A 13,554-nucleotide genomic window follows, 5' to 3' on the forward strand; every position below is an offset into this window, starting at 1 on the left:
CGATCCGCGTGGCGTTGCGCTGTTCCTTCGTCCCTGAGTCCGACCTGGGTATCCTTGGACGCTGATGGCAACCCGGTTTCAGGGGCCGGTGCGCACATCGGAACGAGAGGCCACAGTGGCAGCAGGAACGACAACCACCAGTGAGACGTCCGTGACGGCCACCAGGCCGGTGCGGGTCGCGATCGTCGACGACCACGAGTCCGTGCGGCTCGGGATCCAGGCGGCGTGCCAGAACGAGGGCTTCGAGGTGGTGCTCACCGCCGCGAGCGTGCCCGAGTACGTCCAGAACCTCGACGGGCGAGAGGTCGACGTCGTCGTCCTCGACCTGTCCCTCGGCGACGGCTCGACCGTCACCGAGAACGTCAAGGGTGTGCAGGGGACCGGCTCGGCCGTGCTCGTGCACTCCATCGCGGACCGCGTCGCCAACGTCCGTGAGGCACTCGCAGCAGGGGCTGCCGGTGTCATCCCGAAGTCGTCCGCCACGAAGACGGTGATGGCCGCGGTCGCCACCGTGGCCCGTGGTGACGTGCTGAACAACCTCGAGTGGGCGAGCGCGATCGACGCCGACCGGGACTTCGCGAAGGCGCAGCTCGGCCGTCGTGAGCGCGAGATCCTGCACCTCTACGCATCGGGACTCCCGCTCAAGCTCGCCGCGCAGCAGCTCGGCATCGGGTACTCGACGGCTCGTGAGTACCTCGACCGCATCCGCGTGAAGTACGTCGAGGTCGGTCGTCCGGCCCCGACGAAGGTCGACCTCCTCCGCCGCGCGGTGGAGGACGGCATCCTGCCAGGGCTCGACTCGGGCATCGACCCCGACGGCGACGGTCGCTGACACGGATGACGACCGCGGCTGAACCGGCGCCGACGGTCGCCGACTCGGCACCGTTCGGTGCCGATCCGGCGCGCAGCGTCCGCACCACGATCACGCAGGCCTCGGTCGAGCGTGCCTTCGCGATCCTCCTCGCGATGGCGGCGGTCGGGCTCGGCGTCGTCGACGCTCCGGCGGTCCTGCAGCAGTTGCCGTACCTCGACCCGGTGTGGGGGCCCGTCGTCGCGCTCGCCCTCGGCGCGTCCTTCGTGTTCGTGGGCGTCTCCGCGTTCGTGCAGCGGGTCGCCCAGCTCGCGCAGATCATCTGCGCGCTGCTGTTCCTCGTCGCGCTGGTGACGTGGCCGCTGACGGTGCAGGAAGCCATCCCGTCCACGCAGCAGCCGTGGCCGTGGTGGTTCTGCACCGTCGGCTCCACGGCTGCGGCGATGGGGTTCGCGACCTGGCGTGCGACGATCTACACCGCCGTGGTGCCGGCGATCTACGTCCTGCTCCGACTCACGCCGACGGGCGGCGACGCCGGGCTCGTCCGGGCGCTCCTCGACGGCGTGTACACGGCGCTGCTCAGCGGCGCAGTGCTCGTCATCGCGGTCGTCCTGCGGCGCGCGGCGTCCGCGGTGGACACGGCGCAGTCCACGGCGGTCCGCCGGTACTCGCTCGCCATCCGGGAGCACGCGACCGAGGTCGAACGCGTGCAGGTCGACGCGATCGTGCACGACAGCGTCCTCACGACGCTGCTCTCCGCCGCACGGGCCGACACCCTCGAGGCGAAGGCACTCGCCGCACGGATGGCCCGGAACGCGATCGACCACCTCGAGGCCGCCGCAACCGACGGGCCCGGCGACGTCCCTCCGGTGTCGCTCGCCGAACTCCGGGCCCGCATCGCTGACGCCGTCGGTGCGCTCGCTGCACCCGTCCGCGTCGTCCCGACCCAGGTCGGCGGCGTCCGGCTGCCGGCGTCGGTCGCCGATGCCCTCGCCTCGGCCGCGCTCCAGGCAGCGGTGAACAGCGTGCAGCACGCCGGCGGCCCCGACGTCGCCCGGTGGGTGCGTGTCGAGCAGCACGGCACCGGGGTGCACGTCGAGGTCGGGGACGACGGCAGGGGCTTCGACATGGGCACCATCCCCGCCGAGCGGCTCGGGGTCCGACGGTCGATCCTCGAGCGCGTCGCCGCCGTCGACGGCGAGGCGTCGGTCGACACCGCCCCCGGGTCGGGCACCCGCGTACAGCTGTCGTGGAACCCGCCGACGGAGGTGCGCGCGTGAGGGTCTCCCTGCCCGCGAGCATCGCCCTCGGCCTCGCCTCGCTCTTCTCCGTGTACCACCTGGTCCTCGCTGCCGCCACGCTCCCGCGCGTGCACGAGGTCGCGCCCATCATCGCGTGCATGGTCCTCTACGCCGCCGCCACGGGCCTGGCACTGTTCGTGCCGGGCAGGGTCCTGCCGGTCTGGACGACGTGCTTCTCGCTCGCGACGGCCCTGGTGATGCCCCTGGTGGCCGCCCCCGTCGTCGAGCTCGGCACCGGTCCGGGGTACGCGACCTGGTGGATCGCCGCCGTCGGCACCCTGATGGTCGTGCTCGTCGTCCGTGGTCGGGGCCCGTTCGCCTGGGTCGGAGTGCTGTTCCTCGCCGTGCACACCGTCGCGTGGGCAGGGCTCGGGGCACTCGGCTCCCTGGGTGTCCTCGGCAGTGTGGCGTGGGTCGCCATCGCCACCGTGTTCGCCGTCGCGATGAACCGGGCCATCCGGAACACCCGCGAACTCGTCCGTGCCGAGCAGGAGACCGCCGACTGGCAGGCCGCCCAGGACGCGCACGTGTTCGAGCGTCAGTTCCGGCTGAGCCAGACCACGCGGATGGCCCTGCCGATGCTGCAGCGGATCATCGACTCGTGCGGCGACCTCGACGAGGCGGACCGTGCCGAGTGCCTGCACCTCGAGCAGGCGATCCGCGACGAGATCCGTGGCCGTTCGCTGCTGTCGGACGACGTCCGCGACGAGGTCATGCGCCTCCGTCGCCGAGGCGCCACCGTGCAGCTCCACGACGACGGCGGCCTCGACGAGCTCGACGCCCCGGAGATCCGCCGCATCCACGCGCGCATCGCCGAGGCGCTCCGGCAGGCACGGGACGCCGACAACGTCATCGTGCGCACCGTGAGCGAGGGGGCGGACTCCGCGGTCACCGTCGTCGGGCTGCGGCGCGACACGGCCGCGAGCGAGTCGGCAGCCCTCGGGGCGGGCATGGACGACGACGACGGCGACGAGGACGACTCCGTGGCCCTCTGGCTCGAGATCCCGCGGCACGCGTCGGCCTGAGGCCGTGGCGCCGAGGCGCCGGGGTGGCGCCGGGGTGTGCTGCGCCGTCGTTCCACGTCGGTTGCGACGATCCACGAGTCGTTCGACGCGTGGACTGTCGGAAACGGGGTGCACGCGCACCGCACGCACCGGCCTGGAGGCGCGGGGCGGGCCCGCCACGGGCCTCCAGGCCGTCAGGTGGTCGCGCCGGGCTGGCGCCGACGGCTGACGCGGCTCCGTCGCTGTCGTACGGGGTCCCACGTCGGTTGCGACGAACCACGAGTCGTTCGTCGCGTGGACTGTCGCAAACCCGGTGCACGCCCCCGCACACACGCCCCCGCACACCCCCCCCCGGAAACGGGGAACGGGCCGGTCGGAATCCGACCGGCCCGTTCACGACCCGAGGCTGAGCGACAACCCGAATGTCGCCCTGCCTCGAAGCGGGCGGTGGCTTCGTACCCTAGTCGGCCACCGACCCACGATGTTCTTCGCTGAAGGACACCGAACACCATTAATGATGCCGACCGAGAACCCCCATGTCAGTCGTCATTATGGGGGACAAAATCGGCATTTCCGGTCCGCATCCGGGGATCCTGGCCCCCGAGTGAGGGGAAACAGATCGGGAAGTGCACGCTGCAACGTCGAAGGTGTCGAGCGCACCAGGGGTACATCAGCGGAGCGAGCGTCCCCACGCGCCGGGGCCGTGGTCCAGCGGACGTCGGAGCCCACGGGCGGAGGCTTCCCACCCGGTGCGCGGCTGGTCGACCACGGCTGCGCGACCGGCCGCCGCTGCTTCGTCGGCCTGCCGCTGCAGCACGGCGACGACGGCGGCGAGCTCCTCGGGGGTGGGTTCGCCGGAGACCACCCGGACGTCCGCCACCGAAGCCGGTTCCTCGGACGGGACTGCTGCTGCGTGACGACCCATCAGCGTGCGCCCGTCACAGCGGGATGTTCCCGTGCTTCTTGGGCGGCAGCGTCGCACGCTTGCCGCGCAGTGCACGCAGCGCCTTGATGACCGAGACGCGGGTCGCGTGCGGCTGGATGATGCCGTCGAGCTCACCGCGCTCGGCCGCCAGGTACGGCGACGCGACGTTGTAGGTGTACTCGTTCGCGAGCTTCGTGCGGACGGCGGCGACGTCCTCGCCGGACTCCTCGGCGCGCTTGATCTCGGCGCGGTAGAGGATGTTGACCGCGCCCTGGCCGCCCATCACGGCGATCTCGGCGGTCGGCCACGCCAGGTTGATGTCGGCGCCGAGCTGCTTCGAGCCCATCACGATGTACGCACCGCCGTAGGCCTTGCGGGTGATGACGGTGACGAGCGGGACGGTGGCCTCGGCGTAGGCGTACAGGAGCTTCGCGCCGCGGCGGATGACGCCGGTCCACTCCTGGTCGGTGCCGGGCAGGTAGCCGGGGACGTCGACCAGGGTCAGGATCGGGATGCCGAACGCGTCGCAGAACCGCACGAAGCGGGCGGCCTTCTCGCCGGCGTCGATGTTCAGCGTGCCGGCCATGGCCTGCGGCTGGTTCGCGATGATGCCGACCGTGCGGCCCTCGACCCGGCCGAAGCCGATGAGGATGTTCGGCGCGAAGAGCGGCTGGACCTCGAGGAAGTCGCCGTCGTCGACGATGTGGTCGATGATCGTCGTGACGTCGTAGGGCTGGTTCGTCGAGTCCGGGATCACGACGTCGAGCTCGTGGTCGGCGTCGGTCGTCTCGAGCTCGGCCAGGACGTCGTACGCGGGGGCGTCGGACAGGTTGTTGTCCGGCAGGAACCCGATGAGTGACCGCGCGTAGTCGAGCGCGTCGGTCTCGTCCTCGGCCAGGTAGTGCGCGACGCCGGAGACCGCGTTGTGGGTCTGCGCGCCGCCGAGCTCCTCGAAGCCGACGTCCTCGCCGGTGACGGTCTTGATGACGTCGGGGCCGGTGACGAACATGTGGCTGGTCTTGTCGACCATGATCACGAAGTCGGTGAGGGCGGGGGAGTACACCGCACCGCCGGCTGCCGGGCCCATCACGATGGAGATCTGCGGGATGACACCGGACGCCTGGGTGTTCAGGCGGAAGATCTCGCCGTACTTGCCGAGCGCGACGACGCCTTCCTGGATCCGCGCGCCGCCGGAGTCGAGGATGCCGATGATCGGCACACCCGTCTTCAGTGCGTGCTGCATGACCTTGATGATCTTCTCGCCGGCGACCTCGCCCAGGGAACCACCGAAGACGGTGAAGTCCTGCGCGTAGACCGCGACGTTCCGGCCGTGGATGGTGCCGACGCCGGTGACGACCGCGTCACCGTAGGGGCGCTTGGCGTCCATGCCGAACGAGGTGGTGCGGTGCCGGACGAACTCGTCGAACTCCACGAAGGAGTTCTCGTCGAGCAGCTGCTCGATGCGTTCGCGCGCCGTGCCCTTGCCCTTGGCGTGCTGCTTGGCGATCGCGGACTCGCCCGCGGCGGTCACGGCCTCGTGGTACCGCTCACGGAGGTCGGCCAGCCGGCCGGCCGTCGTCGAGAGATCGGGGGTGTCTCCTGAAGTCACCCGCTCACCCTACCGGCGGCGGGCAGGGGGCCGGTTGGAGGACCCCCACGGTTCCTGCCCGTACATTTGCGTGCATGTCCACATCCCCGTCGCCCGCGTTCCCCGTCACCGCCGCAGCGCTCTGGTCGGCCGGGGCGACGTTCACCGCACCGGACGAGACCGGTTCGACGAACGCGGACCTGCTCGCGGTCGCGACGGAGCAGCGGCACGGCAGCGTCCTCGCGACGCTCCACCAGACCGCGGGGCGGGGCCGGCTCGACCGCAGCTGGACGGCCCCGGCCGGTGAGACGCTGGCGGCGAGCCTGCTGGTCCGCGCCGACCTGGACGAGCGTGACCGCGGCTGGCTCCCGCTCGTGGCCGGCGCAGCGATGCGCGACGCGATCGTGAGCGTGCTGCCCGGCGCCGACGTCGTCGTGAAGTGGCCGAACGACGTGCAGATCGCCGGCGACAAGGTCTGCGGCGTCCTCTGCCAGGTCGCCACCGACGGCAGCGTCGTGGTCGGCGCCGGCGTGAACCTCACGATCCCGGCGGACCGCCTGCCCACACCGACGTCGACGTCACTCCTGCTCGCCGGCGCGGTGGACGACGCACCTGCGCTCGCCGACGCGGTCCTGTCCGTCTTCCACCGGTCCGTCCTGGAGGCAGTGGCCGCCCTGGTCGCGGGTGGTCCGGCCGCCGAGGCGGTCCGGTCCCACGTCCGCGCCACGTGCGGCACGATCGGTCGCCGCATCCGCCTCGAGCTGCCGGACGGCACCGTCGAGGAAGCCGACGCCACCGGCATCGACGACGACGGTCGCATCACGATCCGGGATCGAGCCGGCGCGACCAGGGGCGTCGCCGTGGGGGACGTCACCCACCTGCGGTATGCATGACCGCATGAGCGCCGAGCCCCCGCCCGAACGCGTCGTCGCGCGCCTGCGACCGCACGCGCGCCGGCTCGTGCGCCCCGCGGTCTTCGTCGTGCTCGTGACGGCGGCCGGCGGCTTCGGCTTCGGTGTCTTCCAGGCGCAGCTCGCGTGGCTGAACGCGGTCGTCGCCGCGCTCGTCGTGGTGCTCGTGGTGTTCGGCGGCGCGGTCCCGCTGTTCCGGTGGATGTCGGAGCGGTACGTCGTCACGACTCGTCGCCTGGTCGTGGTGAACGGACTCGGCACCCGGACCCGCCGTGAACTCCTGCACTCCCGCGGGTACGACGTCACGGTGCGTCGACGCGGGTTGCAGGGCCTGTTCCGCTCCGGGGACGTCCTGGTCTTCCCCGGTGACGACCCCGCCGTGGTGCTCGCCGACGTGCCGCACGCCGACCTGGTGGTGGCGGTGCTGCACGACCTGGTCGAGGCGTACGAGGCCCGCCGTCGGCACCGCGAGCCCGACTGGGACGAGATCGTCGGCGGGCCCGACCGCCCGTCGGCACGGCAGTGAGTGGAACTTCGGCGAGAAACCGGTAGCGTCTTCGCGTGCGTATCTCTGTGATCGGCTGCGGCTACCTCGGTGCCGTGCACGCCGCCTCCATGGCCAAGCTCGGACACGAGGTCGTCGCCGTCGACGTCGACCCGAACAAGATCGAGCGGCTCGCCGCGGGTGAGGCCCCCTTCTTCGAACCCGGGCTTCCGGAGATCCTGACCGAGGCACTCGCCTCCGGCCGGATCCGCTTCACCACCGACATGGCCGAGGTCGCCGGTGCCCGCGTGCACTTCCTCGCCGTCGGCACGCCGCAGAGCCCGACCGGCGCCGCGGACATGACCTACGTGAACGCTGCCGTCGCCGCCCTCACCCCGTACCTGTCCGCCGGCGAGTTCGTCGTCGGCAAGTCCACCGTCCCGGTCGGCACCGCCGCGCGCCTCGCGGCCGAGGTGTCCGAGGCCGTCCCCGGTGCGACGCTCGTCTGGAACCCCGAGTTCCTGCGCGAGGGCTTCGCCGTGCAGGACACCATCAGCCCGGACCGCTTCGTGTACGGCGTGCCGGAGGGCGATGCCGGACAGGCTGCCGTCGACGCCCTCGACGAGGTCTACGCCGAGGCGCTCGCCACCGGGACCCCGCGACTCGTCGTCAACCTGCCCACCGCCGAGCTCGTGAAGATCAGCGCGAACGCGTTCCTCGCCACGAAGATCTCGTTCATCAACTCGATGGCCGAGATCGCCGAGGTCGCCGGTGCCGACGTCACCGCGCTCGCCGACGCCATCGGCCACGACGCCCGCATCGGCCGCAAGTTCCTGAACGCCGGCCTCGGGTTCGGCGGCGGCTGCCTGCCGAAGGACATCCGCGCGTTCCAGGCCCGGGCCGACGAGCTCGGCGTCGGGGAGTCCCTGGCGTTCCTGGCCGACGTCGACGCCACGAACCTGCGGCGTCGTGCGCACGTCGTCGAGCTCGCGCAGGAGCTCCTCGGCGGAGTGGTCACCGGCAAGCGGGTCGCCGTGCTGGGTCTGGCCTTCAAGCCCAACTCGGACGACGTCCGTGACTCGCCGGCGCTCGACATCGCCGCACGCCTGCACGAACTCGGCGCGACCGTGACGGCGTACGACCCCGAGGCCGTCGTCACCGCTCGTCGCGTGCACCCGGAGCTCGACTTCGTCGAGACCGCTGCGGATGCGCTGGCCGGCGCCGACCTCGTGCTCGTGCTGACCGAGTGGACCGAGTTCCGCGAGCTCGACGCGACCACGGTGGCGTCCCTCGTGGCGTCGCCCGTCGTCATCGACGGCCGCAACTGCCTGGACCGCGACGCGTGGACCGCCGCCGGCTTCACGTACCGCGGCATGGGGCGCTAGGAGACGGCGACTCCGTGGGGCAGCGCGCCCGCGACCTGCTCACGGCCGGACTCTTCGGCCGTGACCGGGCGACCGCGGTCGTCCTCGCAGCGACGCTGCTCGTCCTGACGGCCTCCGTCGCGCGCACGTTCTCGTCGATGCCCCTGGCGAGCGTCGACGAGTCCGCGCACGTCGACTACGTCCTGCGGGTCTGGCACGGCCAGCTGCCGGTGCTGACGGACGGCATCCGGTTCCGTCCGGGGTTCGGGGGGACACCGCCCGTGCAGTGGGTCGCGCAGCACCCGCCGCTCTACTACCTGCTACTCGCGCCGGTCGTGGGGCCGCTCGTCGACGCCGGTCACCCGGTGCAGGCCGTGGTGGTCGGTCGGCTGGCGAACGCCGTGTTCGTCGCGGCGATCGTGCCGGTCGCCGCCTGGGCCGCTGCCCGGTGCTTCCCGGGCGTCGAGCGGTTGCCCGCGACCGTGGCGGTCGTGACCGCGTCGACGAGCGTCCTCGTGGTGCAGGGCGGGGTCGTCTACAACGACTCGCTCGCGGCGCTGACGTGCGCGCTCGCCTGCGGGGTCGCCGGTGCTGCGCTCCGGTCCGGCGTCGGCCCGGGCCTCGCCGTCGGGGGAGCGGTCGTGGCGGCTGCAGGCATGACGACCCGGTTGTCGTTCGCGCTCTGGCTGGTGGCGATCGTCGTCGCGTTCGCACTGGCCCGCGCGGTCCGGTTCGGCAGGCTCCGGGGGGTCTGGGCCCGGGTGGTCGTCGCGGCGGTGCCGGTGCTCGCCGCCGCGGCCGCCTCCGGGTGGTTCTGGCTGCGGAACCAGGCCCTGACCGGCTCGTTCAGCGGCCGGCCGACCGCCTGGCCCGGCTACACCCCGCGGCCGCACTGGACCGAGGCCGAGGTCGCGTCGATGCTCGGCTTCTGGCGGCAGCTCTTCGCCCTGTACCGCGGCTCGTTGCCGATCGCGAGCCCGCTGCCGTGGGTGCTCCTGCTCGTCCCGCTGCTGCTGTTCGTCGCGGCGCTGGTCCTGCGTCGGCTGCGTCCGTGGGCACCTGCCGACGACGACCGGTGGCCGCGCCGCCTCGTCGTCGCGATGCTCGTCGTGGTCACGCTGCTGTTCGTCGTCGTCGAGATCCGCTACACCGCCGGCGGTGGCGCACCACTGAACCGGTACACGCTCACGGTGCTGCTGCCGGTCGCGTTCGCGATGGCCGCCGGGCTCACGGCCTGGCGACGGATCTCGACCTGGCTCGTCGTGGTCTGGGGCGCGGTGGCGTTCGTGCCGACCTGGTCACTGATGCGGTTCGAGGGGGCAGCACTCGTCGCGCACTCGGGCACCGTCGTGGTGATCGCGTCCGTGGCGGCGGTGGCGTGCGCCGCCGTGATGCTGGTGACCTACGCGATGGCCGCGCGGAGCACCGCCCGGTAGCGTTCGCCGATCCGTTCGGTGGAGAACTCCGCCGCTGAGACCACGGCCTGCTCCTGGTAGCGGGCCCGTGCCGCGTCGTCGGTGAGCACACGCTGCAGGGCTGCCCGGAGCGCGGGGACGTCACCAGGGGGCACGAGGACCCCGGACACGTCGTCCTGCACGACGTCACGGATGCCGGGCAGGTCGCTCGCCACGATGGCGGCACCGACGGCAGCGGCCTCGAGCAGGGTGACTGGCAGGCCTTCCTGGTCGCCGTTGGCGGCCGGGATCGACGGCACCGCGACGACGGTCGCCGAGGCGAGCGTCTCGAGCACCTCGGTCCGGCCTCTCTGGCCGAGGAAGGTCACCGGGAGTCCGGCGGCCTGCTGCTCGAGCTGTGCACGGTACGGGCCGTCACCGACCACCGTGAGACGCCACGGGACGTCGTCGCCGAGGCCACGGAGCGCCTCGATCAGGTTGCCGAAGCCCTTCTTCTCGACGAGTCGGCCGACCGCCACCACGTGGTGCTCCTGCGCGGGGACACGGGCACGGGTGTCGCGGGCCGGGCCGAGGTCGACGCCCATCGGGATGACGGTCGAGCGCGCCTCGGGGACATCCCACTCGGTCAGGCGGTCGCGCATCTCGGAGTTCACGGTGGTGACGTGCGCCGAGCGGCCGAAGATCCAGCGCTTCAGGCGGACCAGGGGAGCGGCACGGAGCGCGTAGATGTCCCCACCGTGCGTGGTCACCACGACGGGGACCCCCGGGGCGGCCAGCGTCGCCACGAGCGCCTGCGGGATCGCCCAGTGCGCGTGGATGACGTCGGGCTTCGCGGAACGCACCACCCGTCGGACGGCGAGGTACTGCGCGAGCACGAGGGCCGGCACCTGCACGATGCGGGAACGGCGCTCCTTGAGGTTGTCCAGGATCGCGCCGTCCGCCAGGTCCTCGAACCGACGCGGGAAGTACGGGTACCGGCGCACGGCGACGTCGCCGATGCGTTCCTTCGCGGCGCCGCCAGGAACGCGCGGGGTGAGCACGAGCGTGTCGAACTCGGTCGCCTCTTGGTGGGCGAGGTCGAGCACGAACGCCGGGACGCCGTCGTCGGGCCGGGCCGGGAACGTCGAGCCCAGGACGAGCAGGCGGGGGCGGTCCTGGTGGGAGCGAGCGGAGCGGGTGGTGCGGGACATCGTGCCTTTCCGGGGTGGCGGGAGGACGGTACCGGTAGGCTCTCCACCCGTGCGCGTTCTGATCCACAATAGCGATTCGCCCCACAACCGCGGGGACCGGGCGATCCTCGCCGGCAACGTCGAGCTCGTCCGCCGCCGGTGGCCCGATGCTGAGATCGTGTCCCTGTCGCAGTACCCCGAGCGGGACGCGGCCTGGTTCGGCATCCGGTTCCTGCCGGTCTCCCCGTACAGCACCGGCATCGGCGACCTGTTCGCCCTGCTCCGCGCGGCCCGCGGCGCCGACGTCGTGCTCTGGGGTGGCGGCGAGATCCTCAAGGACTACACGAACAAGCTCGGCCTCGTGTACTGGTACGGCAAGATGCTGCTCGTCCGTGCGGTGAACAAGAACCTGATCGGGGCGTTCCAGGGCATCGGCCCGACGAGCGCCGGGGTCAGCAAGCGGCTCATCCGCGCCACCGTCGACCTGTGCCGCTCGTTCGCCGTGCGCGACGACGAGTCCCGCGAGAAGCTCCTGTCCTGGGGCGTGAAGACACCCATCGTGTCGTCCTTCGACCCGGCCGTCGTCGGCACCGTCACCGCGCCCGACGCGGACGTGCTCGAGCGGCTCGAGCGCACCACGGGCCTGACCGCGGACCGCCTGGAGGGCTCGATCGGCTTCGGCGTCCGCCGCTGGTTCCACTACAAGCGCAGCGGCTGGATCCCGTTCCGCTTCCTGCCGAAGCGCTTCCGGCAGACCGGCGTCGACAGCGACAAGCTCGTCACGTACCGCCAGGCCGTCGCCGACCTGGCCGACCGGGTCATCGACCGCTGGGACGCCGACGTGGTGTTCTACCCGATGCACATGGAGGCCTCCGAGGGTGACGCCGCCTTCGCCCGCGAGGTCATCGCGCTCATGCAGCACGGCGACCGCACCCACGTGGTCGAGGCCGACGAGTTCTCGCCCTCCGAGTACGCCGGACTGATGTCCCGCAGCCGCCTGTTCCTGGCGAGCCGCCTGCACTCCGCGATCGTCGCGACCATCGCCGGCGTGCCCGCCGCGGTGCTCTACTACGTCGACAAGGGCCGGCTGTTCTTCGAGCAGATGGGGCAGCAGGAGTTCTCGAAGCCGATCGAGGCAGCCCTCGAGCCGTCGTTCGTCGACGACGTCACGGCGCAGCTCGAGCGGCTCGACGAGGACCGCGACGCGGTCCGGGCGCAGCTCGCCGAGGGCGTCGCACGGATGGCGACCGCGCTCGACGCCGACTTCGCCGAGGCGACCCGCGACGTCCGCTGACACGAGGCGACCCGCGACGTCCGCTGACACGCGGCGACCCGCGGCGTCCGCTGGCGCCGCCGGCTCGCGTTCGTGAGCAGACGACGGACGGGAGGCCCGTGGCGGTGTCGCCACGGGCCTCCCGTCCGTCATCAGCACCGTCCGACGTGCGTGACGTGCGTCACTCGGTCTTGGACGCGAAGCGCTTCAGGTACGTGATGTCGTTGCGGTAGACGTCCTGGTCGCCCGGGAGGGTGCCGCTAGCCGCCCACTGCCAGAAGGTCCACTTCGACCAGCTGCGGCCGAGCGTGCCGGGGGTCGTGAAGTTCTTCACCGGGTAGATCGCGACGAACAGCGGGTTCTTCGAGAACTGGTTGCTGTTGTTCGTGCAGCGCTTCCACCAGTCGGTCGTCGTGTAGATCGCCGGGTAGCGGTGGACCTTCTTGTAGACCGTGTTCGAGAAGTCCTTGATCCAGCTGCGCATCTGCCCCCAGGTCTTGCCGTAGCAGGTGCCCTGCGCCGCGCTGCCGTACTCGATGTCGAGCAGGGGCGGCAGCGTCTTGCCGTCCTTGCTCCACTGGCCGCCGTGCGCGAAGAAGTAGTTCGCCGTCGCGGCGCCGCTCGCCTGGCTGGGCTGCGCGTAGACGTAGCCGCCGCGGTACAGGTTGCGCTGCTTGGCGGTGGCGTACTGCTGCTTGTAGGTCGAGCTGACGTAGGACGTGCCCTCCGTCGCCTTGACGTAGGCGAACCGGGCGCCGTTGCGGTACGCCTGCAGGAAGTTGACGCTCGGCTGCCACGCGCTGATGTCGAAGCCCTGGATGCGTCCCGGTGGTGGGCCGGACGCGGTCGCAGCGGCAGCGGCGCTGAGGGACTGGGCGCTCACGCCGCCGGCAGCGCTGTCGGGGGCGGCGACCGTGACGTGGGACTGCCCGGCGTTGGCGGCGATGCCGGCGCCCATCGTGTGGTTGCCGGTGCGGTCCATCTCGGCGATGGAGAGCTGCTCGGTGGTGGCCGTCGCGGCCGGTGTGGCCGCGGTCGTCGCCGACGCGGCTGGTGTGGCCGCGGTCGTGGCCGCGGTCGTGGCCGACGCGGCTGGTGTGGCCGCGGTCGTCGCCGTCGCGGCCGGCGTCGGTGCGGGGCTCGTGGTGCTGCTCACGGCGGCCGCCGGGCCGCTGGCGAAGGTGATGGCCCCGGCGACGGCGGCAGCGGTGCCGAGCCCGAGGAGTCTGCTGATCGGTGCGCGCATGTGGTCTCGTCTTCCCTGTCGAGATGCCGTGGGCTGATCTCCCACGCCGCGGTCCGAGCGATG

General features: G+C 72.0%; 12 protein-coding genes. 8 read left to right on the top strand and 4 right to left on the bottom strand.

Features of this window, described 5'->3' with window-relative positions:
- The first annotated feature begins 115 nt into the window (after positions 1 to 115).
- The 3 genes from EDF19_RS13700 to EDF19_RS13710 are packed head-to-tail and all read left to right on the top strand — an operon-like array spanning position 116 to position 3,137.
- The gene (locus EDF19_RS13700) at positions 116 to 832 is read left to right on the top strand and encodes a response regulator transcription factor (protein WP_123681430.1); all 717 of its coding nucleotides are present in this window, start codon (positions 116 to 118) and stop codon (positions 830 to 832) included.
- 5 nt (positions 833 to 837) lie between these two features.
- Positions 838 to 2,091 carry a sensor histidine kinase gene (locus EDF19_RS13705; protein WP_123681431.1) on the top strand — a complete coding sequence of 418 codons (1,254 nt, stop codon included), beginning with the start codon at positions 838 to 840 and terminating at the stop codon, positions 2,089 to 2,091.
- Positions 2,088 to 3,137, top strand: coding sequence for a hypothetical protein (locus tag EDF19_RS13710; protein ID WP_123681537.1), 1,050 nt, complete (start codon positions 2,088 to 2,090; stop codon positions 3,135 to 3,137). Before EDF19_RS13705 ends, EDF19_RS13710 begins: the two co-directional genes overlap by 4 nt.
- A 649-nt stretch (positions 3,138 to 3,786) precedes the next feature.
- Here the strand turns inward: EDF19_RS13710 and EDF19_RS13715 are convergent.
- Together EDF19_RS13715 and EDF19_RS13720 are read right to left on the bottom strand one after the other, a co-directional pair.
- Positions 3,787 to 3,996 carry an acyl-CoA carboxylase subunit epsilon gene (locus EDF19_RS13715; RefSeq protein ID WP_260217185.1) on the bottom strand — a complete coding sequence of 70 codons (210 nt, stop codon included), beginning with the start codon at positions 3,994 to 3,996 and terminating at the stop codon, positions 3,787 to 3,789.
- Positions 3,997 to 4,054: 58 nt separating this feature from the next.
- Positions 4,055 to 5,650 (bottom strand): acyl-CoA carboxylase subunit beta, encoded by a 1,596-nt coding sequence (locus EDF19_RS13720; RefSeq protein WP_123681433.1) that lies wholly within the window; start codon positions 5,648 to 5,650, stop codon positions 4,055 to 4,057.
- Between the two features lie 74 nt (positions 5,651 to 5,724).
- On the opposite strand from EDF19_RS13720, the gene EDF19_RS13725 reads away from it, so the two are divergent.
- Genes EDF19_RS13725 through EDF19_RS13740 form a run of 4 tightly spaced genes read left to right on the top strand, consistent with a single transcriptional unit; the run spans position 5,725 to position 9,824 of the window.
- Complete coding sequence (locus EDF19_RS13725; protein WP_123681434.1) at positions 5,725 to 6,522, top strand: biotin--[acetyl-CoA-carboxylase] ligase; 798 nt, start codon at positions 5,725 to 5,727, stop codon at positions 6,520 to 6,522.
- 4 nt (positions 6,523 to 6,526) lie between these two features.
- Positions 6,527 to 7,066 carry a PH domain-containing protein gene (locus EDF19_RS13730; protein WP_123681435.1) on the top strand — a complete coding sequence of 180 codons (540 nt, stop codon included), beginning with the start codon at positions 6,527 to 6,529 and terminating at the stop codon, positions 7,064 to 7,066.
- Positions 7,067 to 7,101: 35 nt separating this feature from the next.
- Positions 7,102 to 8,409 carry a UDP-glucose/GDP-mannose dehydrogenase family protein gene (locus tag EDF19_RS13735; RefSeq protein ID WP_123681436.1) on the top strand — a complete coding sequence of 436 codons (1,308 nt, stop codon included), beginning with the start codon at positions 7,102 to 7,104 and terminating at the stop codon, positions 8,407 to 8,409.
- A gap of 14 nt (positions 8,410 to 8,423) precedes the next feature.
- Entirely contained in the window at positions 8,424 to 9,824 is a 1,401-nt protein-coding gene (locus EDF19_RS13740; protein ID WP_123681437.1) for a hypothetical protein, read from the top strand.
- Here the strand turns inward: EDF19_RS13740 and EDF19_RS18830 are convergent.
- Complete coding sequence (locus EDF19_RS18830) at positions 9,791 to 10,993, bottom strand: glycosyltransferase (RefSeq protein WP_185022855.1); 1,203 nt, start codon at positions 10,991 to 10,993, stop codon at positions 9,791 to 9,793. The genes EDF19_RS13740 and EDF19_RS18830 overlap by 34 nt on opposite strands.
- 49 nt (positions 10,994 to 11,042) lie before the next feature.
- Here EDF19_RS18830 and EDF19_RS13750 point away from each other — a divergent pair, with 49 nt between their 5' ends.
- Positions 11,043 to 12,266 carry a polysaccharide pyruvyl transferase family protein gene (locus EDF19_RS13750; protein WP_185022856.1) on the top strand — a complete coding sequence of 408 codons (1,224 nt, stop codon included), beginning with the start codon at positions 11,043 to 11,045 and terminating at the stop codon, positions 12,264 to 12,266.
- A 160-nt stretch (positions 12,267 to 12,426) separates the two neighbouring features.
- On the opposite strand, the gene EDF19_RS13755 is transcribed toward EDF19_RS13750, so the two are convergent.
- Positions 12,427 to 13,491 (bottom strand): GH25 family lysozyme, encoded by a 1,065-nt coding sequence (locus EDF19_RS13755; RefSeq protein WP_123681439.1) that lies wholly within the window; start codon positions 13,489 to 13,491, stop codon positions 12,427 to 12,429.
- Between the last annotated feature and the right edge of the window lie 63 nt (positions 13,492 to 13,554).

It is taken from the genome of Curtobacterium sp. PhB115 (genome assembly GCF_003752025.1).
Taxonomy (GTDB): domain Bacteria; phylum Actinomycetota; class Actinomycetes; order Actinomycetales; family Microbacteriaceae; genus Curtobacterium.